26 protein-coding genes are annotated in these 26,719 nt (G+C 70.2%); 18 read left to right on the plus strand and 8 right to left on the minus strand.

Annotated elements, in window-relative coordinates:
• Positions 1-41 precede the first annotated feature (41 nt).
• Together VMD50_RS16595 and VMD50_RS16600 are read right to left on the minus strand one after the other, a co-directional pair.
• Positions 42-998: an electron transfer flavoprotein subunit alpha/FixB family protein gene (locus tag VMD50_RS16595; RefSeq protein ID WP_325428822.1), complete on the minus strand. Its 957-nt coding sequence runs from the start codon at positions 996-998 to the stop codon at positions 42-44.
• Between the two features lie 39 nt (positions 999-1,037).
• On the minus strand, positions 1,038-1,838 hold the full coding sequence (locus tag VMD50_RS16600; protein ID WP_325428823.1) for an electron transfer flavoprotein subunit beta/FixA family protein: 801 nt from the start codon (positions 1,836-1,838) through the stop codon (positions 1,038-1,040).
• 286 nt (positions 1,839-2,124) lie between these two features.
• Between VMD50_RS16600 and VMD50_RS16605 the strand changes: the two genes are divergently transcribed.
• From VMD50_RS16605 to VMD50_RS16620, 4 genes are all read left to right on the plus strand, one after another.
• Positions 2,125-2,934 carry a class I SAM-dependent methyltransferase gene (locus tag VMD50_RS16605; RefSeq protein WP_325428824.1) on the plus strand — a complete coding sequence of 270 codons (810 nt, stop codon included), beginning with the start codon at positions 2,125-2,127 and terminating at the stop codon, positions 2,932-2,934.
• Positions 2,931-4,523: a glycoside hydrolase family 57 protein gene (locus tag VMD50_RS16610; protein WP_325428825.1), complete on the plus strand. Its 1,593-nt coding sequence runs from the start codon at positions 2,931-2,933 to the stop codon at positions 4,521-4,523. The genes VMD50_RS16605 and VMD50_RS16610 overlap by 4 nt, the downstream gene beginning before the upstream one ends.
• A gap of 91 nt (positions 4,524-4,614) precedes the next feature.
• Positions 4,615-5,859, plus strand: coding sequence for a glycosyltransferase family 4 protein (locus tag VMD50_RS16615; protein ID WP_325428826.1), 1,245 nt, complete (start codon positions 4,615-4,617; stop codon positions 5,857-5,859).
• A gap of 9 nt (positions 5,860-5,868) precedes the next feature.
• Complete coding sequence (locus VMD50_RS16620) at positions 5,869-7,224, plus strand: TIGR01777 family oxidoreductase (RefSeq protein WP_325428827.1); 1,356 nt, start codon at positions 5,869-5,871, stop codon at positions 7,222-7,224.
• A 7-nt stretch (positions 7,225-7,231) separates the two neighbouring features.
• Here VMD50_RS16620 and VMD50_RS16625 read toward each other — a convergent pair whose 3' ends face one another.
• Entirely contained in the window at positions 7,232-7,912 is a 681-nt protein-coding gene (locus tag VMD50_RS16625; protein WP_325428828.1) for a phosphodiesterase, read from the minus strand.
• A gap of 537 nt (positions 7,913-8,449) precedes the next feature.
• Here VMD50_RS16625 and VMD50_RS16630 point away from each other — a divergent pair.
• From VMD50_RS16630 to VMD50_RS16680, 11 genes are all read left to right on the plus strand, one after another.
• Positions 8,450-8,887, plus strand: coding sequence for an STAS domain-containing protein (locus tag VMD50_RS16630; RefSeq protein WP_325428852.1), 438 nt, complete (start codon positions 8,450-8,452; stop codon positions 8,885-8,887).
• Between the two features lie 303 nt (positions 8,888-9,190).
• Positions 9,191-10,297: a polyprenyl synthetase family protein gene (locus tag VMD50_RS16635; protein ID WP_414686093.1), complete on the plus strand. Its 1,107-nt coding sequence runs from the start codon at positions 9,191-9,193 to the stop codon at positions 10,295-10,297.
• Positions 10,298-10,316: 19 nt separating this feature from the next.
• On the plus strand, positions 10,317-11,834 hold the full coding sequence (crtI, locus tag VMD50_RS16640) for a phytoene desaturase family protein (protein WP_325428829.1): 1,518 nt from the start codon (positions 10,317-10,319) through the stop codon (positions 11,832-11,834).
• Positions 11,831-12,763, plus strand: coding sequence for a phytoene/squalene synthase family protein (locus VMD50_RS16645; protein ID WP_325428830.1), 933 nt, complete (start codon positions 11,831-11,833; stop codon positions 12,761-12,763). Before crtI ends, VMD50_RS16645 begins: the two co-directional genes overlap by 4 nt.
• Complete coding sequence (locus VMD50_RS16650; RefSeq protein ID WP_325428831.1) at positions 12,760-13,083, plus strand: lycopene cyclase domain-containing protein; 324 nt, start codon at positions 12,760-12,762, stop codon at positions 13,081-13,083. Before VMD50_RS16645 ends, VMD50_RS16650 begins: the two co-directional genes overlap by 4 nt.
• Positions 13,080-13,397: a lycopene cyclase domain-containing protein gene (locus tag VMD50_RS16655; RefSeq protein WP_325428832.1), complete on the plus strand. Its 318-nt coding sequence runs from the start codon at positions 13,080-13,082 to the stop codon at positions 13,395-13,397. The genes VMD50_RS16650 and VMD50_RS16655 overlap by 4 nt, the downstream gene beginning before the upstream one ends.
• Positions 13,390-14,109 carry a class I SAM-dependent methyltransferase gene (locus tag VMD50_RS16660; protein WP_325428854.1) on the plus strand — a complete coding sequence of 240 codons (720 nt, stop codon included), beginning with the start codon at positions 13,390-13,392 and terminating at the stop codon, positions 14,107-14,109. Before VMD50_RS16655 ends, VMD50_RS16660 begins: the two co-directional genes overlap by 8 nt.
• A complete protein-coding gene (locus tag VMD50_RS16665; RefSeq protein ID WP_325428833.1) occupies positions 14,106-15,626 on the plus strand; it encodes an FAD-dependent oxidoreductase in 1,521 nt (506 codons plus the stop codon). Before VMD50_RS16660 ends, VMD50_RS16665 begins: the two co-directional genes overlap by 4 nt.
• Positions 15,623-16,618, plus strand: coding sequence for a DUF5914 domain-containing protein (locus tag VMD50_RS16670; RefSeq protein ID WP_325428834.1), 996 nt, complete (start codon positions 15,623-15,625; stop codon positions 16,616-16,618). The genes VMD50_RS16665 and VMD50_RS16670 overlap by 4 nt, the downstream gene beginning before the upstream one ends.
• A 47-nt stretch (positions 16,619-16,665) precedes the next feature.
• Positions 16,666-17,052, plus strand: coding sequence for a DUF2784 domain-containing protein (locus VMD50_RS16675; RefSeq protein ID WP_325428835.1), 387 nt, complete (start codon positions 16,666-16,668; stop codon positions 17,050-17,052).
• Between the two features lie 136 nt (positions 17,053-17,188).
• Positions 17,189-17,752, plus strand: coding sequence for a MarR family winged helix-turn-helix transcriptional regulator (locus VMD50_RS16680; RefSeq protein ID WP_325428836.1), 564 nt, complete (start codon positions 17,189-17,191; stop codon positions 17,750-17,752).
• Here VMD50_RS16680 and VMD50_RS16685 read toward each other — a convergent pair.
• Genes VMD50_RS16685 through VMD50_RS16700 form a run of 4 tightly spaced genes read right to left on the minus strand, consistent with a single transcriptional unit; the run spans position 17,696 to position 21,182 of the window.
• Positions 17,696-18,979: a glycosyltransferase gene (locus VMD50_RS16685; RefSeq protein ID WP_325428837.1), complete on the minus strand. Its 1,284-nt coding sequence runs from the start codon at positions 18,977-18,979 to the stop codon at positions 17,696-17,698. The genes VMD50_RS16680 and VMD50_RS16685 overlap by 57 nt on opposite strands.
• A 12-nt stretch (positions 18,980-18,991) precedes the next feature.
• The gene (gene fni / locus VMD50_RS16690) at positions 18,992-20,035 is read right to left on the minus strand and encodes a type 2 isopentenyl-diphosphate Delta-isomerase (RefSeq protein WP_325428838.1); all 1,044 of its coding nucleotides are present in this window, start codon (positions 20,033-20,035) and stop codon (positions 18,992-18,994) included.
• Entirely contained in the window at positions 20,032-20,535 is a 504-nt protein-coding gene (locus tag VMD50_RS16695) for a TspO/MBR family protein (protein ID WP_325428839.1), read from the minus strand. Before VMD50_RS16695 ends, fni begins: the two co-directional genes overlap by 4 nt.
• A 2-nt stretch (positions 20,536-20,537) precedes the next feature.
• Entirely contained in the window at positions 20,538-21,182 is a 645-nt protein-coding gene (locus VMD50_RS16700) for an SOUL family heme-binding protein (RefSeq protein WP_414686092.1), read from the minus strand.
• 176 nt (positions 21,183-21,358) lie between these two features.
• Here VMD50_RS16700 and VMD50_RS16705 point away from each other — a divergent pair, with 176 nt between their 5' ends.
• The gene (locus tag VMD50_RS16705; protein WP_325428840.1) at positions 21,359-23,647 is read left to right on the plus strand and encodes an MMPL family transporter; all 2,289 of its coding nucleotides are present in this window, start codon (positions 21,359-21,361) and stop codon (positions 23,645-23,647) included.
• On the opposite strand, the gene VMD50_RS16710 is transcribed toward VMD50_RS16705, so the two are convergent.
• Positions 23,595-24,080 carry a MarR family winged helix-turn-helix transcriptional regulator gene (locus VMD50_RS16710; RefSeq protein ID WP_325428841.1) on the minus strand — a complete coding sequence of 162 codons (486 nt, stop codon included), beginning with the start codon at positions 24,078-24,080 and terminating at the stop codon, positions 23,595-23,597. The genes VMD50_RS16705 and VMD50_RS16710 overlap by 53 nt on opposite strands.
• Before the next feature lie 63 nt (positions 24,081-24,143).
• Between VMD50_RS16710 and VMD50_RS16715 the strand changes: the two genes are divergently transcribed.
• Both VMD50_RS16715 and VMD50_RS16720 read left to right on the plus strand, forming a co-directional pair.
• Entirely contained in the window at positions 24,144-26,240 is a 2,097-nt protein-coding gene (locus tag VMD50_RS16715; protein WP_325428856.1) for an MMPL family transporter, read from the plus strand.
• Positions 26,237-26,716, plus strand: a complete 480-nt coding sequence (locus VMD50_RS16720; RefSeq protein ID WP_325428842.1) for a TspO/MBR family protein — start codon at positions 26,237-26,239, stop codon at positions 26,714-26,716. The genes VMD50_RS16715 and VMD50_RS16720 overlap by 4 nt, the downstream gene beginning before the upstream one ends.
• Positions 26,717-26,719: the final 3 nt, after the last annotated feature.

A 26,719-nucleotide genomic window follows, 5' to 3' on the forward strand; every position in this document is an offset into this window, starting at 1 on the left:
CGACACGCCGGGCGTGCGGGGGCTTTTGCTGGGGCGGAAACCTAGCCCTTGCGGGCCTTGACCGCCTCGGTCAGCTGCGGGGCGACCTTGAACAGGTCGCCGACCACGCCGTAGTCGGCGATCTCGAAGATGGGCGCCTCCTCGTCCTTGTTGACCGCGACTATGGTCTTGGACGTCTGCATGCCCGCGCGGTGCTGGATCGCACCGGAGATGCCCAGCGCGATGTAGAGCTGCGGGGACACCGTCTTTCCGGTCTGGCCGACCTGGAACTGGCCCGGGTAGTAGCCCGAGTCCACCGCGGCGCGCGACGCACCGACGGCCGCACCGAGCGAGTCGGCCAGCGCCTCGACGACGTTGAAGTTCTCCGCGCTGCCGACGCCGCGGCCGCCGGACACCACGATGCTGGCCTCCGTCAACTCGGGCCGGTCACCGGCGACCGCCGGCTCGCGGGCGGTGATCTTGGTGGCGTTCTCGGCGGGAGCGGGGACCTCGACGGTGACCTGCTCGCCGGCACCGGCCTGCGGCTCGGCGTCGATGGCGCCGCCGCGCACGGTGATCACCGGGGTGTCCCCGTTGACCTGCGATTCGACGGTGAACGCGCCACCGAAGATGGAGTGCACGGCTTTGTTGCCCTCCTTGACCTCCACCACGTCGACCAGCAGGCCGGACCCGATCCGGGCCGCGAGCCGGCCCGCGATCTCCTTGCCGTCGGCGTTGGCGGACAGCAGGACCGCGGCGGGTGAGTTCGACTCGGCCAGCGAGGCCAGCACGTCGACCACCGGCGTGATCAGGTACTTCTCGGCGTCGTCCGACTCGGCGACGTAGATCTTGGCGGCGCCGGCCTCCTTCAGGCCGTCCGCCAGCGGCGCGGCCGTCCCCGGCGCACCGACGACGACGGCGGCCGGCTCGCCCAGCGCGCGGGCGGCGGTGATCAGCTCGGAGGTGACTTTCTTGAGGGCGCCTTCGGCGTGCTCGACGAGCACCAAAACTTCAGCCATGGGTTATATCGCTCTTCTCGTGTTCGGGACGTGGGCTCGTCAGATGATCTTCTGTCCGACCAGGTACTGGGCGACCTGGTTGCCACCCTCGCCCTCGTCGGTGACCTTCTCACCCGCGGTCTTCGGCGGCTTGGGCGTCGACGACAGCACTGTCGACCCGGCGTTGTCGAGCCCGACCTCGTCGGCCTCGACCCCGATCTCGGCCAGGGTCAGCACCGTGACCTCTTTCTTCTTGGCGGCCATGATGCCCTTGAAGGAGGGGAAGCGCGGCTCGTTGATCTTCTCGGTCACGCTCACCACCGCGGGCAGGGTGGCCTCGAGGCTGAAGACGCCGTCGTCGGTCTCGCGCTCCCCGGTGATCTTGCCGCCCTCGACCGACAGCTTGCGCAGGTGGGTCAGCTGCGGCAGGCCCAGGTACTCGGCGATGATGGCCGGCACCGCACCGCCGGAGCCGTCGGTGGATTCGTTGCCCGCGATCACCAGCTCGGTGCCCTCGATGGTGCCCAGCGCCCGCGCCAGCGCCCAGGCGGTCTGGACCACGCACGAGCCGTGCATGCCGTCGTCCTTGAGGTGGACGGCCTTGTCGGCGCCCATGGACAGGGCCTTGCGGATCGCCTCGGTGGCGCGCTCGGGGCCGGCGGTCAGCACGGTCACCGAGCCCTCGGTGCCGTCGGCGGCTTCCTTCTCGCGAATCTGCAGCGCCTCTTCCACGGCGCGCTCGTTGATCTCGTCCAGCACCGCGTCGGCGGCCTCGCGGTCCAGCGTGTAATCGCCGTCGGTGAGCTTGCGCTCCGACCAGGTGTCTGGGACCTGCTTGATCAGGACCACGATGTTCGTCATGAGTCTGGTTCGTCCTCCTCGAAGGGGGGCCCCGCAGCGGTCGACCGCGGGACCTCGGTCAGGCACTTTTCACTGCACAAGCGTGTTACTGGCCGGTAACTTTGTGCGGTCTGCTCTCACACCATAGCGGGTCACGCAGGCACAACTGCCCGGCTCCTCCCCCGTTCACCATCGCGGACGGCATCGTCGCCGGGCGGCAGGTTCTTTCGCCCTGTCTGTCCCATCCGGCAGGGGTGCCCACTTCCCGGTTCGCGAATCGGTCACTTCGCGTTAGCCTGCCTATGCAATGAGCGCATTCCTCCCCGACGTTCCCCCGGACTCCCCCGGCGACCCTTCGCCGGGGACCGACACGGTGCTCACGCTGACGGGCGAGCGCACCATCCCGGACCTGGACATCGAGAACTACTGGTTTCGCCGCCATCAGGTCGTCTACCAGCGCCTCGCGCCACGCTGCGCGGGCGCCGAGGTGCTCGAGGCCGGCTGCGGCGAAGGGTATGGCGCCGACCTGATCGCCGGCGTCGCCCGCCGGGTCGTCGCGGTGGATTACGACGCGGCCGCGGTGGCCCATGTGCGCGGCCGCTACCCCCGGGTGGAGGTCATGCAGGCCAACCTCGCCGAGCTGCCACTGCCCGACGCGTCGGTGGATGTTGTGGTGAACTTCCAAGTCATCGAGCACCTGTGGGACCAGCCACAGTTCGTCGCCGAGTGCGCCCGGGTGCTGCGCCCCTCTGGATTGCTCATGGTGTCCACCCCCAACCGGATCACCTTCTCCCCGGGCCGGGACACGCCGATCAACCCGTTTCACACCCGCGAACTCAACGCCGCCGAGCTGACCGAGCTGCTGGTCGGCGCGGGCTTTCCCCACGTGTCGGTCAGCGGCCTGTTCCACGGCCCGCGCCTGCGCGAAATGGACGGCCGCCACGGCGGGTCCATCATCGAAGCGCAGATCGCACTGGCGGTGGCCGATAAGCCGTGGCCGCCCGAGCTGGCGGCCGACGTCGCCGCCGTCACGTGCGACGACTTCGACATCCTCGACACCGCCGTCGCTGACATCGACGCCAGCCTGGACCTGCTCGCGATCGCGGTCGGCCCGTGAGCACCTCCGAGGCGCGCGTACCGGGCCTGTTCACCCTGGTACTGCACACCCACCTGCCGTGGCTGGCCCACCACGGCCGCTGGCCGGTCGGCGAGGAATGGCTGTATCAGTCCTGGGCGGCGGCCTACCTGCCCCTGCTGCGGGTGCTGCACACGCTGGCCGACGAGGAGCGGCACCGCCTGATCACGCTCGGCGTCACCCCGGTGGTCAACGCCCAGCTCGACGACCCGTACTGCCTCGACGGCATGCATCACTGGCTGGCCAACTGGCGGCTGCGCGCCACCGAGGCGGCCGCGGCGGCCAGCATGCGCCCCGCCCCCGCGTCGAAGTCGGCCGGCTACCAGTCGTGCACACCGGAAGCGTTGCGGGCCTTCGGCATTCGCGAGTGCGCGGAGGCCGACCGGGCGCTGGACGACTTCGCCACGCTGTGGCGGCACGGCGGCAGCCCGCTGCTGCGGGGCCTGGTCGACGCGGGCACGATCGAGTTGCTCGGCGGCCCGCTGGCCCACCCGTTCCAGCCGCTGCTGAATCCGCGGCTGCGCGAGTTCGCGCTGCGGGAAGGCCTGGCCGACGCCGAGCTGCGGCTCGGGCCGCGAAACGGGCACCGTCCGACCGGGATCTGGGCCCCCGAGTGCGCCTACGCCCCGGGCATGGAGCACGACTACGCCGCGGCGGGGGTCACGCACTTCATGGTCGACGGCCCCTCGCTGCACGGCGACACCGCGCTGGGCCGGCCCGTCGGCGACACCGACGTGGTCGCATTCGGGCGCGACCTGCAGGTCAGCTACCGGGTGTGGTCGCCGAAATCCGGCTACCCCGGCCATTCCGCCTACCGCGACTTCCACACCTACGACCACCTGACCGGCCTCAAGCCGGCCCGGGTGACCGGGCGCAACGTGTCGTCGGAGGCCAAGGCGCCCTACGATCCCGAGCGCGCCGACCACGCCGTCGACGTGCACGTCGCCGACTTCGTCGACGTGGTCCGCAACCGGCTGACGAGCGAGTCCGAGCGCATCGGGCGGCCCGCTCACGTCATCGCCGCCTTCGACACCGAACTGTTCGGCCACTGGTGGTACGAGGGCCCCACCTGGCTGGAGCGGGTGCTGCGCGCCCTGCCCGCGGCCGGCGTGCGGGTCGGCACGCTGCGCGACGCGATCGACGACGGATTCGTCGGCGCCGCGGTCGCCCTGCCGCCCAGCTCGTGGGGCTCGGGCAAGGACTGGCAGGTGTGGGCGGGCGAGCAGGTCGCCGACCTGGTCCGACACAACACCGAGGTGGTCGACACCGCACTGAGCACGGTCGACAAGGCGCTGTCGCAGACGGACGGGCCGATCCCCCGCGACCACGTCGCCGACCAGATCCTGCGCGAGACCCTGCTCACCGTTTCCAGCGACTGGCCCTTCATGGTCAGCAAGGATTCGGCCGCCGACTACGCCCGGTACCGCGCCCACCTGCACGCGCACGCCACCCGCGAGATCGCCGGGGCGCTGGCGTCGGGCCGGCGCGACAGCGCGCAACGGCTGGCCGAGGGGTGGAATCGCGCCGACGGTCTGTTCGGCGCCCTCGATGCGCGTAGGCTGCCCCGGTGAACGCCGGCTTCTCCCGCGAGGGCGCGTGTTCGTACACGGACACGCCGGCGCAGCCGGCTTTTTGGGGACACTCGCGACGGGGGGCACGCAGGTGAAGATCCTGATGGTGTCGTGGGAGTACCCACCGGTGGTGATCGGCGGGCTGGGCCGCCACGTGCATCACCTCTCGACCGCGCTGGCCGCCGCCGGCCACGACGTCGTCGTCCTGTCGCGGCGCCCCACGGGCACCGATCCCAGTACCCACCCGTCGTCCGACGAGGCCAGCGAGGGCGTCCGGGTGATCGCCGCAGCGCAGGATCCGCACGAATTCACCTTCGGCGACGACATGATGGCCTGGACCCTGGCGATGGGGCACTCGATGATCCGCGCCGGGCTCAGCGTCACGAAACCGGGCACCGAGCGACCCTGGCGTCCCGACGTCGTGCACGCACACGACTGGCTGGTGGCCCACCCGGCCATTGCGCTCGCCCAGTTCTACGACGTGCCAATGGTTTCCACGATTCACGCGACCGAGGCCGGGCGGCATTCCGGCTGGGTCTCCGGACCGATCAGCCGTCAGGTGCACGCGGTGGAGTCGTGGCTGGTGCGCGAATCCGATTCGCTGATCACGTGTTCGGCGTCGATGGCCGACGAGATCACCGAGCTTTTCGGTCCCGGGCTGGCCGAGATCACGGTGATCCGCAACGGCATCGACGCGCGACGCTGGCCGTTCGCGCCGCGCCGGCCGCGCCCGGGGCCGCCCGAGCTGCTCTACCTGGGGCGGCTCGAGTACGAGAAGGGCGTGCATGACGTCATCGCCGCGCTGCCGCGGGTCAGGCGCACCCACCCGGGCACCACGCTCACCATCGCCGGGGAGGGCACGCAACAGGACTGGCTCATCGAACAGGCGCGTAAACACCGGGTGCTCAAGGCGATTCGGTTCGCCGGGCACCTCGAACGCGCCGAGTTGCTCGCGGTCTTGCACCGGGCCGACGCCGCGGTGCTGCCCAGCCACTACGAGCCGTTCGGCATCGTCGCGCTGGAGGCGGCCGCGGCGGGCACCCCGCTGGTGACCTCCAACATCGGGGGCCTGGGGGAGGCGGTGATCAACGGGCGGACCGGGGTGTCGTGCCCGCCCCGCGACGTGGGGGCGCTGGCGTCGGCGATACGCACGGTGCTCGACGACCCGGACGCCGCGCAGCGGCGCGCCCGTGCCGCCCGCGAACGGCTCACCTCGGACTTCGACTGGCACACGGTGGCCAAGGAGACCGCGCAGGTCTACCTGGCGGCCAAGCGCGGCGAGCGGCAACCCCAGCCACGGCTGCCCATCGTCGAGCACGCGTTGCCCGACCGCTAACGTCGAAAGATGGGGCTGGAATATTCGAGCGTGGTCGACGCACCACGCGCCGAGGTTTTCGCCTGGTACGCCAGACCGGGCGCCTTCGACCGCCTGTCGCCGCCCTGGCAACCGATGGGGGTGGTCACCGAGGCGGCCTCGCTCGAGGACGGCCGCGCCACGCTGGCGCTGCCCGGCGGCCTGCGGTGGGTCGCACAACACCAGGCGGATTCCTACGATCCGCCCCGACGTTTCGTCGACGCCATCGACAGCGAGGGACTGGCGTCGCTGCCGGCGCGGATGGTGGTGCGGTGGCGGCACACCCACGACTTCGAGGACGTAGGCGGCAACCGAACGCGGGTCATCGACCGGGTCGACACTCCGGTGCCCGGGTCGTTGTTGCGCCCCATGTTCGCCTACCGCCACCGTCAGCTGGCCGACGACCTGGCCGCGCACCGCCTGGCCGCCGAGCACGGCCTGACGCCGATGACCATCGCCGTCACGGGATCGTCGGGCCTGGTCGGCTCCGCGTTGACCGCGTTTCTGCGCACCGGCGGCCACCGCGTCATCCAGCTGCTCCGGCGAACGCCCAACGGCGACGACGAGCGGCAGTGGAACCCCGATCACCCCGACCCGGAGCTGCTCGCCGGGGTCGACGCGGTGATCCACCTGGCCGGCGCCTCGATCGCCGGCCGGTTCACCGAGGGGCATCGAAAAGCCATCCGCGACAGCAGAATCGGGCCGACGCGCCGGCTCGCCGAGCTGCTGGGCCGCACCGATCCCCGGCCGCCGGTATTCATCTCGGCTTCGGCGATCGGGTATTACGGGTACGACCGCGGCGACGAGACCCTCACCGAGGACAGCGATCGCGGCGAGGGGTTTCTGGCCGACGTCGTCGCCGAGTGGGAGGACGCGACCGCGCCCGCGGAGCAAGCCGGGGCGCGGGCGGTGCGGGTGCGCACCGGCATCGTGCAATCGCCCCGCGGCGGCACGCTGAAGCTGATGCGCCCGCTGTTCGCCGCGGGGCTGGGCGGCCGGCTCGGCGACGGCCGGCAGTGGCTGTCCTGGATCGGGATCGACGACCTGGTCGACGTCTATCACCGCGCGCTGTGGGACACAACGATGTCAGGCCCGGTGAATGCCGTTGCGCCGCAACCGGTCCGCAACTCCGAGTACACGCGCACCCTCGCCCGGGTGCTGCGCCGGCCCGCAGTGTTGCCGGTGCCGGCGCTCGTACCCCGGCTGCTGCTGGGCGAACAGGGCGCCCGCGAACTCGCCTGCGCCAGCCAACGCGTGATTCCCCAAAAACTCACCGCGGCCGGGCAGCGGTTTCGCCAGCCGGACCTCGAAGGGGCCCTGCGCCACCTGTTGGGGCGCACCCGGTAGCGCGCTGTTACGCGTCCCTGCCGTCGCGGCTGTGCCGGTAGGCGCGCGCCCGCAGATCGGCGAGCCATTGCGGGTAGAGGCTCAATCCCGGCGCGGTGTTGGCAACCGGATCGAACGACACGTCCGGCTCACGGTCGAGGACGCCGGTCAGCGTCAGCCGCGCCAGCGGCGCGAAATCGCCCCTGCCGCAAGCCTGGTCGATGGCAAAGTCGATGCCGCCACCAGCGATCGCCTGCCGGATGCTGTCCAGCGATAGGCCAAAACCGTTGACAGCGCTGATGCTTTGGGCCCTCAGCCACCAGATGTTTCCCCGATAGCGCAGCGGCATGAGGCTGGTCAGGGTCCGTCCGGTCCACGACACCGTCGGCCGCAGTGCGACCGCCCGGGCCAGCACGCCCGAGCCCGCGGACACCAGCAGGATGTCCCACGGCGTGGCCCCCTCTTGCTGCGGCGCGATGCGGAACGCCAGGCCGATGAAGTCGGGCAGTGCGCCCGGCGTCCCGGCGGCCTTGGAGACGCGGGCAACGACCTCGGAAGACGGGAGGGGCAACCCGTCGGCCGCGGGTGCGGTCCGTTCGATGAAGCCTTGCGCCAACACGCCGACGGGGTGGAAAAACCGGCGGCCGCGCAGGGCTGATCCCCATTGGAAGGGCTTGGTAACGAGATCGGAGAGATCGGATACGTTCACCGGCGCCGGATTCCCGTTCTTGGTCGGCAGAAACTACCGGGTCGATCAGGCGGCCGACCAGCCGCGACCTGCGGTCGCTGCTCACCGGGTGATGGGATCGAGGTCGACTTGGCGGCGCGAACGCAATTGCCTTCGCGAAACGACGGCAACGGCCGCAAATCGCTGCTACCCGATATCGACGCGGCCAAACCGATCAAAGAGCGACAGCTTATTCGCAGATTATCGGCTGATCGATGACGGTCCAGCGGAGCCAGAAAACGAAGACTTTCCGGCTCTCGCGTGCCGCGAGTTCCTGCGGGAAAGCGCTGATCGGATCGGTCGCGTGCCCGTCAGCGGCTGCAACTTCGCGACGCTATCCGCCGAGTCGGCGGGTTGCCGGGGCTACGCTGGAAATCAGGTTGAGTTCACAGCTAAGTGTCTTGGGGCCCGGTTAGCACACCGGTCGCTCCCCCTCTCCACATTCGATCGGTGGACCTTATGACCGCTCATCACCCAATAAATTCGCCGGAGCAATGTCAACCCGACCGCTGCCGGTACATTGCCGACTTCAACGGCGCGCGGCTCTACGTTTATGCGCGCAGCCTCGGCACCGTGCTCCGCGTCGATGGCGAGATCGACGCGTCGAATGCCAACGACGTCGCCGATGCCATCCGCCAGTTCGGCAGGCTGAAAACCCCCTTGATCCTCGACTTGAGCCACCTGAGTTTTCTCAGCACCGACGGTTTCCGGGCGCTCCTTGCGCTCAACCACGAGCATCACCGGTCGCGCGTGCATTGCAGCGTGGTCACCGGCGCCGCGATGCGCCCGTTGCTGCGCATCGTCAACGAGCACGGTCTGACCGTGGTCGGATCGGTCGCCGAAGCGCTCCAGCTCATCGAGGACATCGTCAGGGCACGGCGCAAGCTGCTCTCGAGCGCGGTCCGCCCCCGGCAACGACAGCCCGAACCGGCGCGCGTCGCCGCCATCCCCTCCTAGGGCCGTAACGGGTTGCGCGACTGGGGTATTCGCATCCGCTGACGCTCAAAACCGGCTGCGCCCCCGGCCGTGATCGTCGCGCGCCCAAAACAACACTGGCGCATCGGAGGATCATTCAGTAAATTAATGTTTCAATAACTTAACCGAACGGGTGGACGGGCCGATCGAGCACGTCCGCGGTCGGTCCGTGTGTTTGTCTTCTCGTCAAAGGGGTACCAACGCGTGAATCCGAGCCTTTCGAGCCAGCGGCTGCCCGACCCTGCAAGCGAGGCCGCCGTGCGAGCCGTGCGCGCGTTCCCAGGGATACGCCTCGCCGAAGCTGTTCGGAAAAGCCCACCCTCGCTGCCCGATGCGGACCGTTTCGACACCTGGCGAACGGGTGTGCGGCGGGCCGTGCTGTCGCACGTCGCCGACTTCGTCGCCGCCCGGTGCGACGACGCGCTGGGCGCCTGCGGGGTCGACGTGGCCGGCGACATTTTGCTGGAGTTTGTGGACGGCGGTAAGTGCCTGCGTTCGATGTTCATGTATCTGGGCTGGCTGTGCGGCGAGCCGGAGAGCGACGCCGCACTGGCGGCGACCGCCAGCCTGGAGCTTCTGCACGCATTCGCGCTACTGCAAGACGACGTCATGGACGATTCGGCATCGCGACGGGGCCGTCCCGCCGCGCATCTCCAGTTCGCCGCCTGGCATCGCCGGCGCGGGCTGTCCGGATCGTCGCGCCGGTTCGGCGAATCGGCCGCCATCCTGCTCGGCGACATGTGCTTGATCTGGGCCGAACAGATGCTGCGCGACAGCGGTCTCCAACCGCGCCACCTGTTGCGGGGATGGCCACGCTACGACGCGATGCGCACCGAGCTCGCGGTGGGCCAGTTCGCGGATCTGGCGACCGACATGCGAAACCTGCCTACCATGGAAGCCGTGCTGGAGGTGGCCCGGCGGAAGTCGGGGAACTATACGGTGCGGCGGCCCCTGGAGATCGGTGCCGCGATGGCCGGCTGCGGCGACCGGGTGCTGGTGGCGCTCGGCGACTACGGCTCCGCCATCGGCGAGGCGTTCCAGCTACGCGACGACATCCTCGGCATCTTCGGATCCCCGACGGCGACCGGCAAGCCCAACAACGACCTGGTCGAGCGCAAGGCGACCAGCGTGGTGGTGGCCGCGCACCAGTTGGCCGACGCATCGACCCGCCTGCAGTTCCGGGACCTGATGAACAGCGACCGCCTCGACGATTCCGCGCTGGAGCACTGGCGAAACCTGATCCTCGCCACCGGCGCGGTGCAGTGGATCGAGGAACTCATCGCCGACCGTTTCGACGCAGCGCTGAAGGCGTTGCACCGCACCGCATTTGATGGCCCCATTGTGGCCGCGCTGGTCGATATGGCGGGCCTGTGCACGCGGCGGGCGGCATGAACGCCGAGGTGTCTCGCTGATGCGTACGGTGCCGGGTCGCACCGACCGCGTCGTCGTGGTCGGCGCGGGGTTTGCGGGGCTGTCCGCAGCGCTGCAGCTGGCCGGCCGGGGCCGGGAAGTCACGGTGGTGGAGCGGGAACCCTGGCCCGGCGGGCGGGCGGGCCGGCGCGACATCGACGGCTACCGCATCGACACCGGCCCGACGGTGCTCACGATGCCCGACATCATCGACGAGGCGTTCGCCGCTGTCGGCGAAACCCTCACGGACAGGCTCGAATTGCTGCCCGTGGATCCGGCCTACCGGGCGATGTTCGCCGACGGCAGCTCCATCGACGTCCACACCGACACCGACCGGATGGCCGCCGCGGTGCGGGACCTCGCGGGCGCGCACGAGGCCGACGGCTACCGGCGGTTGCGCGATTGGCTGGACCGCTTGTATCGCACCGAATTCGACGGCTTCATCGCCTCGAACTTCGATTCCCCGCTTGGCCTGCTGAACGGTCGGCTGGCGAGGCTCACCGCGCTCGGCGGATTCCGCCGCTGGGACACGATGGTCAAGCGCCACGTCAGCGACCCCCGGCTGCGCCGGGTGTTCACCTTCCAGTCGCTGTACGCCGGTGTCGCGCCGCAACACGCCCTGGCGGTCTATGCGGTGATCGCCTACATGGACACCGTCGCCGGCGTGTTCTTCCCGCGCGGCGGCGTGCGCGCGCTGCCCGATGCGCTGGCGGCGGCGGCCGCCGACGCCGGGGTGCAGTTCTGTTACGGGTCAACGGTCACCGGGCTGGAGCGCGCCGGTCAGCGGATCACGGCGGTGCACACGGAGGATCGGCGGTTGGCCTGCGACGCGGTGGTCCTGACGACCGAGCTGCCGCAGACCTACCGCCTGCTGGGCGGGCAACCGCGACGGATTCTTCCGCTGCGCGCGGCGCCGTCGGCGGTGGTGCTGCACGTGGGCTGTCGCGCCGCGCCGCCGCAAAGCGCCCACCACACCATCCTTTTCGGCTCGGCGTGGGAGCGGACCTTCACCGACATCATCCGCGACGGCCGCCTGATGGCCGACCCGTCGCTGCTGGTCACCCGGCCCACGGCCAGCGACCCGAGCCTGGCCCCCGCCGATCGCGACCTGCTCTACGTGCTGGCGCCGGCGCCGAACCTGTCCCGGTGCGGCATCGACTGGTCGCGCACCGGCGGCGCCTACGCGGACGACCTCCTCGAGGTGGTGCAGGACAGGCTGCTGCCCGGCCTGCGCGACGGCGCCCGGCTGTTGCACGTCGACACCCCGGCCGACTGGGCCCGCCAGGGCATGATGGCCGGCACACCGTTTGCGCTGGCCCACACGTTCGCTCAGACCGGGCCGTTCCGGCCGGCGAACACGGTGCGCGGAATCGACAACGCGGTGCTGGCCGGGTCGTCGACGCTGCCCGGCGTGGGGGTGCCGACCACGCTGATCTCCGGGCGATTGGCCGCCGACCGCATCACCGGGACGGCCGGCCGGACGACCAGATCCGTCGACCTGAAGGCCGGTTCGCGATGATCCGCACGGAGCTGGCCGCCGCCGGGATCTCCGATGCGCGCCTGCGCGCGGCGTATCGCAGCTGCCGGCAGATCGCCGCCAGACATGGCCGCACCTATTTCCTCGCCACCCGGTTGCTGGCCCCCGACCAGCGCCCGGCGGTGCACGCGTTGTACGGCTTCGCGCGCCACGCCGACGACATCCTCGACGACCTCAACCCGGCGCTGGACGTCGTCGCGCGCGCCGAGGCGCTGCAGCGGCTGTCGGACCGCCTCTTCGCCGGCGGCGAGCATCACGACGAGCCCGTCCTGGCCGCGGTCGAGGACACCGTGCGCCGCTACGGCATCCCCGCGGATCTGTTCGGGGACTTTCTGGATTCCATGCGCATGGACCTCACCGTCACCGACTATCCGGACCGGGCGGCGCTCAACCGCTATATGCGCGGCTCCGCGGAAGTCATTGGCCTGCAGATGCTTCCGATCCTCGGCACCGTGTGCCCCGGCGAGGACGCCGAGCCGTACGCGGCGGCGCTGGGCCGCGCGTTTCAGCTCACCAATTTCCTGCGGGACATCGACGAGGACCTGACGCGGAACCGGATCTACCTGCCTGCCGACGAACTCGCCGCCTTCGGCGTGGACCGCGAACTGATGGTCTGGTGTCACGATCACCGGCGCACCCACGCGCGGGTGCGCGCCGCGCTGGCGGCTCAGCACGACATCACCCGCGAGATCTACCGATTCGCCGCCGACGGGATCGCGATGCTGGCCCCGCGTTCCCGGCCGTGCGTGGCCACCGCATTGACGCTGTACTCCGAAATCCTGGATTGCATTGAAGCCCAAGACTTTTCGGTGTTCACCCACCGCGCCACCGTCGCCAATGCGCGACGGCTCCGGGTCGCCGGTGGCGCGCTGCTGCAGGCGTGGCGCGCCCGGATGACGGGTGCGGCGTGACCGACCGATGGCAATACCTGATCCTGCTCGGCCTGTGCCTGGCGATCACGGCGCCACTGGAGCTTTTCGGCGCCGGTGTCTACCGCCGGCCGCGCCGGCTCGCGCGCGCCGTGCTTCCGATCGCGGCACTGTTTCTCGTCTGGGACGCGGTGGCGATCGGCACCGGGGTGTGGACGTACAACGGAAAATACATCACCGGCATCCACATCCCATTTGGGGTGCCCATCGAGGAAGTACTGTTCTTCCTGGTGATTCCTCTGTGCGGCCTGCTGACCTACAACGCCGTGAGCGCCATCCTCGATCGGAGCAGGCGCCGGTGACCGGGCTCGGTTACACCGTGCCGGCCGTCGCGGCCGTCCTGGCCGTGCTGGCCCTGGAACTGGTGTTGCGCACCGGGCTGTTGCGGCGGCCCGCCTACTGGGTGTCGATGGCGATCGTGCTCGGCTTTCAGGTGCCGGTCGACGGCTGGCTGACCAAACGCAGCGCCCCGATCGTGATCTACAACGAAAAGCAAACCAGCGGCGTGCGGTTTCCGTTCGACATCCCCGTCGAGGACTTCCTGTTCGGCTTCGCGCTGGTCACCGCCGTGCTCCTGCTGTGGGAGCGTCAGCGTGGAAGCGGTGACCATGGATAGGGCCGGGCTGCCCCGCGCCGACGTGCCCGACGCCTTTGACGGCGGCGCGGCGGCGTACGACCGGCTGGTCGGCGCCAACCCCGACTACCACGCAAACCTGGCGCTGTCGGCGCGCCGCATGAGGCTGGCAGCACGCGGCCGGGGTCTGCGCCTGCTCGACGCGGGCTGCGGCACCGGCGCGTCGACGGCCGCGCTGCTGGCGGCGGCTCCCGACGCGGAGATCGTCGCCGTTGACGCCGCGAACGGAATGCTCGATGCGGCAAGGGCGAAGGCGTGGCCGCCGTCGGTCCGGTTCGTGCACGCCCGCATCGAGGAGCTCGACGAGCACGGCGTCACCGGGCCGTTCGACGGCATCCTGGCCGCCTACCTGCTGCGCAACCTCGCGGACCCGGACCGTCAGCTCCGCGCGTTTCGCACCCTGCTTCGCCCCGGCGGCACGCTGGCGCTGCACGAGTACTCGGTGCGCGATTCCCGCGCCGCGACGTTGATCTGGCACGCGGTGTGCTGGGGCATCATCATCCCCGCCGGCTGGTGGCGCACGCGTGACAGCACGCTCTACCGGCATCTGTGGCGCAGCGTCCTCGCTTTCGACGGGGCGGCGCGGTTTCGGCGGCGGCTGCGCGAGGCCGGATTCACCGGGGTGCGGAGCGATACCATGCCCGGCTGGGAACACAACGTCGTGCACACCTTCCTCGGGGAGGCATCGCAATGACCGACCGCCGCCGCCGCATTCACCCCGCAGCGCCGGGGCTGCCCGACGCGGGAGCGCTCTCGTCGCGGCCGCGCGTCGTGGTCGTCGGGGCCGGGATCGCCGGCCTCACGGCCGCCACCGCGCTCGCCGAACGCGGCGTCGCCGTGGACGTGGTGGAACGCGAGGGCCACCTGGGCGGCCGGGTGGGCGGCTGGACCGAACACGCCGACGGCGCCGAACTCGCGATGAACCGCGGGTTTCACGCCTTCTTCCGCCAGTACTACAACCTGCGGGCCCTGCTGCGGCGGATCGACCCGCAGCTGCGCATGCTCGCCCCGGTCGAGGATTACCCCCTGATCGACGGTGCCGGTCGCCGCGACAGCTTCCGCGGGTTGCCCCGCACCCCGCCGTGGAACGCGCTGGCGTTCGCGTTGCGCAGCCCCACGTTTTCACTCGGTGACCTGGCGCGCATCAACGCCCGGGCCGCCGCCCCGCTGGCGGCGGTGTCGGTGCCCGACATCTACCGACGGCTCGACCACATCGACGCCGAAACCTTCTTGAAGAGCATCAACTTTCCGGAGTCCGCGCGCCACCTCGCCTTCGAGGTGTTCTCGCGCAGCTTCTTCGCCGAGCCGTCGCAATTGTCCGCCGCCGAACTGGCGACGATGTTCCATATCTACTTCCTGGGCTCCAGCGAGGGCCTGGTTTTCGACGTCGCCACCGCGAACTTCGATGTGGGCCTGTGGAATCCGCTGGGCGACTACCTGAGCGACCGGGGTGTTCGGGTGCACCTCGGTACAGGCGTGTCCCGCGTCTCACCGGACCATGTGAAACCCCTTCGCGTCCATGCTGATTCGGGTGAGCGCTTCGACGCGGACGCCGTCGTCCTGGCGCTCGACGTCGGCGGCCTGCAGCGGGTGGTGGGCGCGTCACCCGGGCTGGGCGACGATTCGTGGCGGGCTCGGATCCGGCGGCTGCGCACCGCACCGCCGTTCGTGGTGCAACGGCTCTGGCTCGACCGGCCCGTCGACCGTGACCGGCCCGCCTTCCTCGGAACCGCCGGCCATGAGCCCGTCGACAACATCAGCGTGCTCGAGCGCTACGAACGCGAGGCCGCCGGATGGGCACGCCGGCACCGCGGATCCGTCGTCGAATTGCATTCGTATGCAGCCGGTGCCGAGTCGCCCGGCGAGGCGGCGATCGGGCGGCTGCACGAGCTGTATCCCGAAACCGCCGCCGCGCGTGTGCTTTACGAACGCGAACTGCGCCGCAGCGACTGCCCGCTGTTCGCGCCGGGAACCTACGCGCAACGCCCGGCGGTGGCCACGCCGCAGCCCGGTCTGGTGCTCGCCGGTGACGGGATCCGCGTCGACCTGCCGGTGGCGCTGATGGAACGGGCGGCCACCACCGGCTGGTCGGCCGCCAACCGGTTGCTGGCATCGTGGGGTCTCGCCGGCCATCAACTGTGCACGGTTCCCACCCGCGGGCGGTCGGCGCTGCTGCGATCGCTGACCGAGCGCCGGGGGCGGCGGCGATGAGCGTCGGCGACCGCCTGCGTCAGCGGTGGCCGAAAGACTGGCCCGTCGGCGTGATCCCGCGCGTCTCATGGACACGGCAGCGCCCGACCTACCGGGACGCGCAGCCCGGGATCATCAACGCCGCGCTGCAACGGTCGGGGCGCCGGCCGACCGGAAACTGGTACGTGTTCGCGGCCAGCCGCGAGGTGGGCATCGGGCGCGCGTTCGGCGCGCGCGTCGCCGGCGTCGACCTGGTCGCCTGGCGCGACAAGCACCGCCGCCTGCGGGTCGGTCCCGCGAGCTGCCCACACCTGGGCGCCGACCTCGCGACGGGCCTGGTACGCGGCGGGGTCCTGTACTGCCGATGGCACGGGCTGGCCCTCGACGGCGAAACGTGCGAATTGCGTTGGGCGCCGTTTCCCAGCCACGACGACGGCGTGCTGGCGTGGGTCCGCCTCGACTCCGTTGGCGGAGAAGCCCCGACGGACGAGCCGGTGGTTGCGCCGCGGCCCACCCATGACACGTTGACGGCGGTCACCCGCATGGTCGGGCACTGCGAACCGTCCGACGTCGTCGCCAACCGGCTCGACCCCTGGCACGGCGCGTGGTTTCACCCCTACTCGTTCACTCGGCTGGAGGTGCTCACCACCCCCACCGAGGAAGACGACCGGTTCCTGGTCTCGGTCACCTTCCGGATGAGTCGCTTCGGCGTGCCCGTCATCGCGGAATTCACCACCCCCGAGGCGCGCACGGTCCTCATGCGCATCATCGAGGGTGAGGGAACCGGCAGCGTCGTCGAAACGCACGCAACGCCAATGGGTTTGGGGCCAGATGGCCGCCCGCGTGTCGCCGTGATCGAAGCCACCGTCGCCACTTCGCAACGCCCCGGTTTCAAAACGGCGCGCCGCGCGGGCCCGTTGATCACACCGCTGATGCGCTATGCCGCTACCCGGCTGTGGCGTGACGATCTGGCCTACGCGGAACGCCGCTACCAGCGACGCACGGGTGGCTAACATGGACGTACCGCAGCACTTGACACTAGCGGAAGTCCGAACCAGCGATGAAGAAGGCGCATTTCGCCGTCGTGATCGTCAGTGTGGGCGCCCACTTCGCCTACCTTCTGTACCTGCCCAGTGGCGGATTTCTGGCGCTGCGCTGGCCGCGCACCATTTGGCTGCACCTGGCGAGCGTGTGCTGGGGAGTGGTGGTCGTGACGCTGCCCGTGCCATGTCCGCTGACGTTCCTGGAAGATTGGGCGCGCGCGCGAGCCGGGATGAAGCCGCTGCCGAGCGGGTTCGTGGACCGTTACGTCGCGGGTGTTCTCTATCCCCCGGGCCGAACCGGTACCGCGCGGGCCCTCGCCTTCGCCGCGGCCGCCACGTCGTGGATCGCCCTGGCGCGCAAGACGCGAGTCACATCAGCCACTTTCGTCTCTGCCGGGAAGTAATCGCTTGTCGCCTCCGCACGGAGGCCGGCGTGGCGGAAGTGGCCAAAAGCCCGCGGGCGTCGGACCTCGGCAGGTCGCGCTAGGTCCAGGCTAAGCGCACGGATACGCTGGTGGGTCTGATGAAGGATGCGGGTAGGTGAGCAAGCGTCGCGCACAAGATCCACCGCCGGACCGGGCGGAGCTGGAGAAGCAGTTGTCGGCCGACATGCGGGCGATCACTGCGCAGTCCGACCGGATCGGCCGCCACTTCGCGCGGGAGAACGACGTGGGCAGCAGCGATTTCCACGCGCTCCTGCACATCATGGTCAGCGAAACCGCGGGAAAGCCGTTGACCCTGGCCCAGCTCAAGCAGCGCATGGATGTGTCGCCCGCGGCGATCACCTATCTGGTCGATCGGATGATCGAGGCCGGCCACATCCGGCGCGAGCCGGACCCCGAGGACCGGCGAAAATGGCTGCTGCGCTACGAGGAAAGCGGCATGACGCTGGCGCACGCCTTTTTCAGGCCGCTCGGTATCCACCTGACCAAGGCCCTGGCGGAGTTCAGCGACAAGGACCTCGTCGCCGCTCACCGCGTCTTCACCGCGATGATCGGGGCGATGTCGACGTTCGAGGACGAGCTCGCCGACCAGCCCGCGAAACCGTCAGCACACCTCGGGCGTGGCGCCGCAGGGGCCCGGCGCCACGAAACCGCGCGGTAGAACCCCTCCCGGCAGCAACTGCTCGACCAGATCGGCGCCGCGCGCCACGCCGCCGGTCGCGGCGAACCCGGCGGCCACCCGCCGCGCGCCTTCGGACATCGTCATCGCCTCGCGCACGGCCGCGCGAAGCCGTTCCGCGGTCAGCCTCTTTGCCGGCAACCGGGTGCCGCAGCGGGCCACCTGGACGCGGCGCGCGACTTCGGCCTGATCGCGGGCGAACGGCACCGCGCAGACCGGGACCCCGCGGTCCAGCGCCTTCACGGTGGTGCCCATCCCGCCGTGGGTGACCGCGCAGACCGCACGGTCCAGGACCGCGCCATGGCGCACGAAGCGGCACACCGTGGCGTTGGCCGTCCGCGGCAGCCCCGCGGGCGCACCGGCCGGAAACGTGGCGACGACATGGACCGGTTCATCGGCCAACGCCTGCAAGGCGATACGCCCCAGCGCCGCGTCGGCCTGCGCGATGGAGGAGGTGCTCACCAGGACGAGGGGCCGCTCGATGGCGGCCAGCCAGGAAGGGGCCTCCGCGGGTGCCGGCTCGAACGCGCACGCGCCGACGAAATGCACGCTGTCCCAATCCGGATGAGGGTATTCGAACGGCTCTCCGCCGACCGCCAACAACAGCGGGGCGCGGCGCATGAGCCCATCCACCGACTTGACCGCAGGTACACCGAGTGTCGTGCGAACGGCGTTGACCCGTGGCACGATCCGGCGATCGAACAGGCCGGTCACGAACGGGCGCATCGACGCGTCGCGGATGCTGCCGGCGAGGCCGGGCAGCGGCCTCAGGCCCGGACCGAACGGCGGCGCGGCACGGGACCGCAGGTAGGGAGTGAAGGGCGAAAACACCAGCCAGGGAACACCACTGGCCTCGGCGGTCGACATGGCTCCCCAGCAGTTGGCGTCGACGATGACGGCGTCCGGACGGACCAGCGTCATGGCGCGCCGCAAGTCTCCGACTTCGACCGCGGCGCGCCGGCACAGGACGTCGAGCGTCGTCTTGAGGACCCCTAAGGCGTTGCGCGCGAGCCAGTCCCGACCCTCGATCGCCTCGATCCGCGGGTCGACGGCCTCGGCGTGCATGCCGATCGCGCGCATCGTGGGAACCTCGCTCGCCAAGGTGCGCAGGTGAATCCGATGGCCGCGCCGCCCCAATTCGCGCAGCAGCGCGCCCAGCGGGTACAGGTGCCCCAGTGCGGGCGACCCATAAGCAAGGATCACGGCCATGTGCGCACGCCCTCAGATCGGCGTCACGCCGACGTCGCGCAGGGCGCGCAGATGGCCGGCGCCGCACCCGTGCAGGCAGATGCGCAGTTCGTCGATGAACCGCTGCAGCCACGCCGTCGCCGCGACGGCGGACTCGATCGCCGCCGGGAGCAGCGGCCGGGCGACGGCCACCACGTCCGCGCCCAAGGCCAGCGCCTTCGCCGCGTCCATGCCCGTCCGGATGCCACCGGACGCCACGAGCGGAATGTCCGGCAGCGCCGCCCGCACCTGGATGATCGCCTGCGCGGTCGGTATGCCCCAGTCGGCCAGGTCCGGGTAGCGCACCTCGCCGTAGCGGACCAGTTGCTCGACGCGTGACCATGACGTCCCGCCGGCGCCCGCCACGTCGATCGCCGCCACCGGCGGCTCGGCGGACAGCCGCAGCAGGTCGGTGACCGCGGCGGCGCCGATGCCGTGGCCGACCTCCTTCAGCAGCACCGGATAGCCCAGCATGCCGGTCAGGTCGTGCAGCCGGTCCAGCGATCCAGTGAAGTCGGTGTCGCCATGATGCTGGATGGCCTCCTGAAGCGGATTAGTATGCACCGCAAGCGCATTGGCCTCCACCCGGTCGAGCGCCCGGACGATGTCGGGTACCGCGTCCTTGGTCAGCTGGGACAGCCCGATGTTGCCGATCAAGAGCACGTCGGGTGCCACGTCGCGCACCGCGAAGCTCGGCGCGGCCCGCTCCCCCGACACGCTGTCGAGCATGACGCGCTGTGACCCCAGCATCATTCCGATGCCGAGCCGTTGCGCGGCCGCGGCCAGGTTCCGGTTGATGGTGCCCGACAGGCGCGCACCGCCGGTCATGGCGCCCACCAGGATCGGCGCCCGAAGCCGCGCGCCGAGAAATTCCGTGGCAAGGTCGATGTCGTCGAGGCTGGTCTGCGTCAAGGCGTTGTAGGGCAGGCGGTAGCGTTCCAGGCCCGTCGTCACGCCCCGATAACCCACATCGCCGTCGAGGCACACGTCGATGTGGCGGCGCTTGCGGGCGGTCATCTCGCCGCGGTCGGCCGTCATGGCGGGTCGATTCTACGACGGCGATTCAAGAGCCAAATGTGGGCGGACAGCAGGAGGGCGAACGCGCACCAGACGGGGTAGAGCACCAGCGGCGCGGCGCCCCGTCCCCGGACGGCGATGGCGCGACGGGCCAAGTCGGCGCTGCTGGCCGTCAGCGCCGCGTTGACGACGACCGCCGCCGCCAACCGGCGGCGATGAAAGAACACCCAGGACCACGCCGCATTCAGCACGAGATTGGCGGCGAGCCAGCTCAGGTAAGCGCGGGCCGCCGGCCGGTTCCCGGCGTAGCGCAGCGAGTCGACGGTGGCCGCGGACACCACGGCGATGTCGGCGTACAGGGCGGGCCACACGGCCGGGAACACCGTCCGCGGCGGCTGGTAGGGCGGCTTGCGCAACTGCCTGTACCAAACCGACTGCAGCGCCGGGCGGGTGGCCAGACCGCCTACCGTGGCGGTCGCGACCACCGCGGCGGTGCTGGCGATCAACGTGAGTATCCGCATGGTCAGGAAGTCGGCCCGACCCGCACGGCGACCTCGTTGCGGCGCAGCGCCGGGATCGTCCATGGCGGATCGTAGAACCAGGACGCCGGCGTATCGATGGGCTCGAAACCGTTTTCGCGCAGGGTGTTCAACAATTCGACGGTCTGCGCGGCCACGGCGCGGGGACTCCAGCCACCGGTGAAACGGCGCACGGCGATCGTCTCCGGAGGCACGCTGACCAGCCTCACCCGGGCGTCGTCGGGCTCGGGCAGCGACTCCAGCGTCTTGCCGGCGGGCATGAAGAATCGGATCGCCCATTCGCCCTCGCCGGCGGCCTCTTGCGACACCGGGGTGGTCATCGCGATCTTCTCGCCCCGCTTGGCCACGGACCGCTGCGCCACCGGCGCCGTCATCTCAATCTTCTCGTCCGCGTGGTTGGCGCCGAATATGTAGCGGGCGAGGCGGCGGAAGCCGGCATTGCGGGCGGCCTCTTCGCCGGCGGTGACCGTCGTCTCTGCGGCGATTCGCGCACCATACCGGCGGATCTCGACGTCCCCGGCCAGTTTCTCCGCACTGTATTCGGGCTGCGGGGTGTTGTGCCGGTAGCCGACCACCGAACCCGCGGCCCCGATGACCGGCTCTACCATCGCCTTGATCGCCCCGAGCACAGCTACCCCGTTCCTCTCGTCCAGTTGTCCGGTGGTATCCCGATCACCACCGCGCGACGCACGCAAGCCTAGCGCAACAACCAGATTTAGTTAAGTACTTGAATGGTTAAGAATCTTAACGTAATCTCGGTCTCGAACGTCGGGCCGGTACGGCGGATCACTCCGGAGGGCGGCATATGGTGGCGCGACTGGCCCGGCTCGCCGTGGCGGCCCCACGACGGGTTCTGGGCGTCGCCGTGCTGTTGGCGATTGCCGCTGCCGTTTTCGGCGTACCCGCCGCGAAAAGCCTCTCCGGAGGCGGATTCGTCGACCCGGCTTCCGAATCGGCCCGCGCCGCCGCGATCCTCGCCGAGAAATTCGATCAGGGCGGAATGGGCCTGGTCCTGCTGGTCAGTTCGGCGAGCGGCGCCAAAGACGGACCGGCGCGAGCCGCCGGCATCGACATCGCCCAGCGGCTTGCCCAATCTCCGTTCGTGTCGCAGGTGACATCGCCGTGGGACGCGCAACCAGCCCCGGGCCTGCTCAGTGCCGACGGCAAGGCCGCGATGATTCTGGTCGCCCTCAAGGGCGACGAGAACAGCGCACCCGAGCACGCCCAGATGCTGGCGGAGCGGTTCGCGCACGACCGCGACGGGGTCACGGTGCAGGCGGGCGGGTCGGCCCTCGTCTACGAACAGGTCAACCGGCAGACCGAAAAGGACCTGCTGCGAATGGAGTTCGTCGCCATACCGCTGAGTTTCCTCGCGCTGGTGTGGGTGTTCGGCGGGTTGTCGGCGGCGGCGCTGCCCGTGGCCGTGGGCGGATTGGCGATCCTGGGTTCGCTCGCGGTGTTGCGCGCGATCGCGTTGCTCACCAACGTGTCGATCTTCGCCCTCAACGTAACGGTGGCGCTGGGGTTCGCCCTGGCCGTCGACTACACCCTGCTGATCATCAGCCGGTATCGCGACGAGCTGGCCGCCGGGACGAGCCGCGACGAGGCCTTGGTGAAAACCGTAACCACCGCCGGACGCACGGTGCTGTTCTCTGCGACCACGGTGGCCCTGGGGCTGGCCGCGACCGCGCTTTTTCCGATGTACTTCCTCAAGTCCTTCGCCTACGCCGGGACGGCCGTGGTGGCTTTCGCGGCGCTCGCGGCGGTCGTGGTGGCGCCGGCCGCCATCGGCGTGATCGGGGACCGGCTCGACGCACTCAACATTTGGCACCTGGGTCGCCGGCTGCTTCGCCGCCCGGCCCCACCGCCGCGGAGCCTCGACCAGAGCTTCTGGTACCGGACCGCGAAAGCGGTTATGCGCCGGGCGATTCCGGTTGGCCTGGCGGTCACGGCGATACTGCTTGCGCTGGGCGCACCGTTTCTCGGGGTCAGATGGGGCTATCCGGACGACCGGGTTCTGCCGACGTCGTCGTCCGCCCGCATCGTCAGCGACCGGATCCGCAGCGAATTCCGCACGGACTCGGAGACCCGGGTGCGGATCGTCCTTCCTCAGACGGGCGGCCTGACCAGTACGGACCTGGGAAACTACGCCTCTGCGCTGTCCCTGGTCGCGAATGTCTCGGCGGTGTCCGCGCCGACCGGCACGTTCGTCGCCGGCGAGTATCGGGGCCCGCCGTCGGCCCCGGCCGGATTGGCCGGTGGCAGCGCCTATCTCACAGTCGACAGCACCGCCCCGCTCTACACGGAAGCCTCCGAGACGCAATTGGACCGGTTGCACGCGGTCGCGCCGCCCCTGCACCGACCGGCGCAGTTCACCGGGATGGCGCAGACGAATCGTGATTGCGTGAACGGCATCACGTCGCGCCTGCCGTTCGTATTCGGTTTCATTGCGGTCGTCACGCTGGTGCTGCTCTTTTTCCTCACGGGCAGCGTGATCCTTCCGGTCAAGGCGGTGCTGCTCAATGTGCTGTCGCTGACCGCCGCCTTCGGCGCCCTGGTGTGGATCTTCCAAGACGGTCACCTGGGCGCCGCCGGCACCACCTCGACCGGCACGCTGGCCGTGAACGTCCCCGTGCTGATGTTTTGCATCGCATTCGGGCTGTCGATGGACTACGAGGTTTTTTTGCTGTCCCGGATCCGCGAACACTGGCTGGACTCGCCCCGAACCCGCGCGGACAACGACGAGAGCATCGCACTGGGTCTCGCCCACACGGGCAGGGTGATCACTGCCGCGGCGCTGATCATGTCGATCTCGTTCGCCGCCCTGATTTCCGCTGGCGTGTCCTTCATGCGCATGTTCGGCCTGGGGCTGACCATCGCCGTCCTGATCGATGCGACACTGGTGCGGACGCTGCTGGTGCCGGCCTTCATGCACGTGCTGGGAGGCCTGAACTGGTGGGCGCCCGAATCGCTGGCGCGATGGCAGCTACGAGCTTTTCATGGTGAATCGGACCGCACGGCGGGGCCACGGCACCGGCGCGCTAGGGCTGGCGCGCGCGCAACTCCCCCTGAAAGTGACCCATTGCGGCGATGAGCGCGGTGAAGACCCGATGCGCCGCGGCAAGGTCCGCTTCGGGCACGTCATCGAGCGCCGCGCGCGTGTGCGTCCCCAGTGGGGTGAAGAACGAGCGGGCGGTGGCCATCCCGGGCTCCGAGTAGCGCAGGACGACCTTTCGCCGGTCCGCGGCGTCGGAGTCGCGCCGGATGTGTCCGGAGTTGATCATGCGCTCGACGAGGTAGGTGATCGCCGCCGCCGACAAACCCATCTTCTGGCGCAGCTCCCCGGATGTCAGCGGCGTTCCCGAGGTTTCGGCCACCAGGATGTGCAGCAGGGCGCGAAAATCGCTGGGACGCAACTGATGCGCCGCGGCAAAGACGCGACCCAACTGGTCGGACTCGGCGGTGAGGGCACGCGCGTCGGCCGCGATCAGCGATTCGAGCCGAACCCGTTCGGTGGCGTCTTCCATCAGACTCGCAGCATACCGCCGAAAGGCCGGATTGTTAACTTGATTAATGGTTAAGTGACTGAAATGATTGTGCGCGTGATGTGGGACAGCCTCGCCGCTGCGGTGACGGGCCGGCGCTCCTGGCTGCCCGGGTTGGCGGCGGTTCTGCTGGGTATCGGCCTCATCGTGCTCATCGGCGGAAACGCGGCGGCGGGGCAGGCGCCGGTGTCGGTGCCGTCCGGTTCCGACTCCGCAAAGGTCGACGCACTGGCCCGACAGTTCCCCGGGGGCGACCGGGTTCCGCTGATCGTCGTGGTCAGCCGGGGCGACGGCGGGGCGCTGGCACCGGCGGACGTCGGCGCCGCCCGGGCGGCCCGCGACCGGATGCTGGCGCTCACCCACGACCCGTCCACGGCACCGGTCATTGTCTCGGCCGACGGCAAAGCGGCCGTCGGCGTGGTTGCCGTGAGCGCCGGGCTGTCGGGGCTGCCCCTGGACGACGCCGTCGCCGCCCTGCGCGCCGCCGCCGGCACCGACCTGCCCGCGGACCTGCGGGCCCACGTCACCGGAGGCCCGGCGTTCGGCGCCGACATCGCCAACGCGTTCACCGACGCCAACGTCACCCTGCTGGCGGTGACGGCGTCGGTGGTGGCGCTGCTGTTGATCGCGACCTACCGATCGCCGGTGCTGTGGCTGGCGCCGCTACTCGTGATCGGGTTCGCCGATCGGGTGGCGGCGGCCGTGGGCACCGGGGTGGCGGCGCTGACCGGGCTGAGCTTCGACGGGGCCACCTCCGGGATCACCAGCGTGTTGGTGTTCGGCGCGGGTACCAATTACGCGCTCCTGCTGATTTCGCGCTACCGGCAAGAACTTTCGCGCCATCCCGAACACCGTGACGCGCTGCGCCGGGCGGTGCGCATGGCGGGGCCGGCCATCGTCGCCAGCAACGCCACCGTGGTTCTGGCGTTGTCGACCCTGCTGTTGGCATCGACGCCGAGCACCCGCAGCCTGGGCGCCCTGGCGGCGTGCGGACTGGTTATCGCCGCGGTGTCGGTCCTGGTGGTGTTGCCGCCGGTGCTCGCGTTGTGCGGGCGGCGCGTGTTCTGGCCCTTCATCCCACGCGCCGACGACGGCGCCACGCCCGATTCCGGGGCCTGGCACCGGGTCGCCGAATGGGTGGACCGGCGTCCGGCCGTGGTGGCAGCGGTCGCGATCACGCTCCTGGCGGCCCTGGCCACCGGCCTGCTCGGAACGCGAATCGGATTGTCCCAGACGGAGCAATTCCGGGTGCGGGCCGATTCGGTGGCCGGCTACGACGTCGTGGCGGCGCATTTTCCCGGCGGTATGGCCAGCCCCACGCTGATCATCGGCCCCTCCGCGCAGGCGGCGCAATTGCAGCAGGCCATCCGTTCCACCCCCGGCGTGGTCTCGGCGTCCGAAACGGGCCGGTCGGGCACGGGCCTGACGAAGTGGTCCGTCGTGATCGACGCCCCGCCGTCATCCGGCCGGGCATTCGAAGTGGTTGCGGCGCTGAGGGATTCTGCCAAAGGCGTCGCTCCCGGGGCGCTGGTGGGCGGCGCCGACGCGCAGGCGCTTGACGTCCGGGACGCCGCCGCGCACGATCGGTCGGTGGTGATCCCGGCGATCCTGGCGGTGATCCTGGTCGTCCTGTATGTGCTGCTGCGTTCGGCGCTGGCGCCGCCGACCCTGCTCGCCGCAACGATTCTCGGCGCACTGGCCGCGCTGGGCATCGGCGGCTGGGCTAGCATCCACGTCTTCGGATTCCCCGCGCTGGACAACAGCACTCCCTTGTTCGCCTTCTTGTTCCTGGCCGCCCTCGGCGTCGACTACACCATCTTCCTGGTGACCAGGGCACGCGAGGAGGCCGCGCAGCGCGGTGCCCGCGAGGGGATGGTCCGCGCGGTGTCGGCCACCGGTGGCGTGATCACCAGCGCAGGAATCGTTTTGGCGGCCGTCTTCTGCGTGCTGGGGGTGTTGCCCTTGATCGTCCTGACGCAACTGGGCATCATCGTCGGCCTCGGCATCCTGCTCGACACCTTCATCGTGCGCACCCTGGTCATCCCCGCGCTGTTCGCCCTCGTCGGCGACCGCATCTGGTGGCCCAACTACCCCTCCCACGCCAGAACCGAAGAGCGGCAACATGAATGGAGCACGAAGTGAACAAGTCAACACTCGCCGCGACCACGGTCGCCATCGCGGTGGCCGCCGCCACCGGAAGCATCGCCAGCACGCGAAGCGTCCCGGTATGGTATGCGCGGCTTCGCAAGCCGCCGTACCGACCGCCCAACGCCGCCTTTCCCGTGGTGTGGACCGCCCTGTACGCCGACATCGCGGCGACGTCGGCGGTCGCCATCGACCGGATGCGCGCGGCCGGACAACACGACGAGGCGCGCCGCTACGCGGCGGCACTGGGCGTGAACCTGCTGATAAACGCCGGCTGGAGCTGGCTCTTCTTTCGTTATCACAAGCTCGGCGCTTCCGCCGTGGGCGCCGCGATACTGACGGCGAGCAGCGCCGACCTCGCGCGGCGGACCGCGCAGGCCGACCCACGCGCCGGCGCCGCGCTGTCGCCGTACCCGCTGTGGTGCGCCTTCGCCACCGTGCTGGCCACCGGCATCTGGAGGCTCAATCGCTGAGGG

Source organism: Mycobacterium sp. (assembly GCF_035506235.1).
GTDB lineage: Bacteria > Actinomycetota > Actinomycetes > Mycobacteriales > Mycobacteriaceae > Mycobacterium.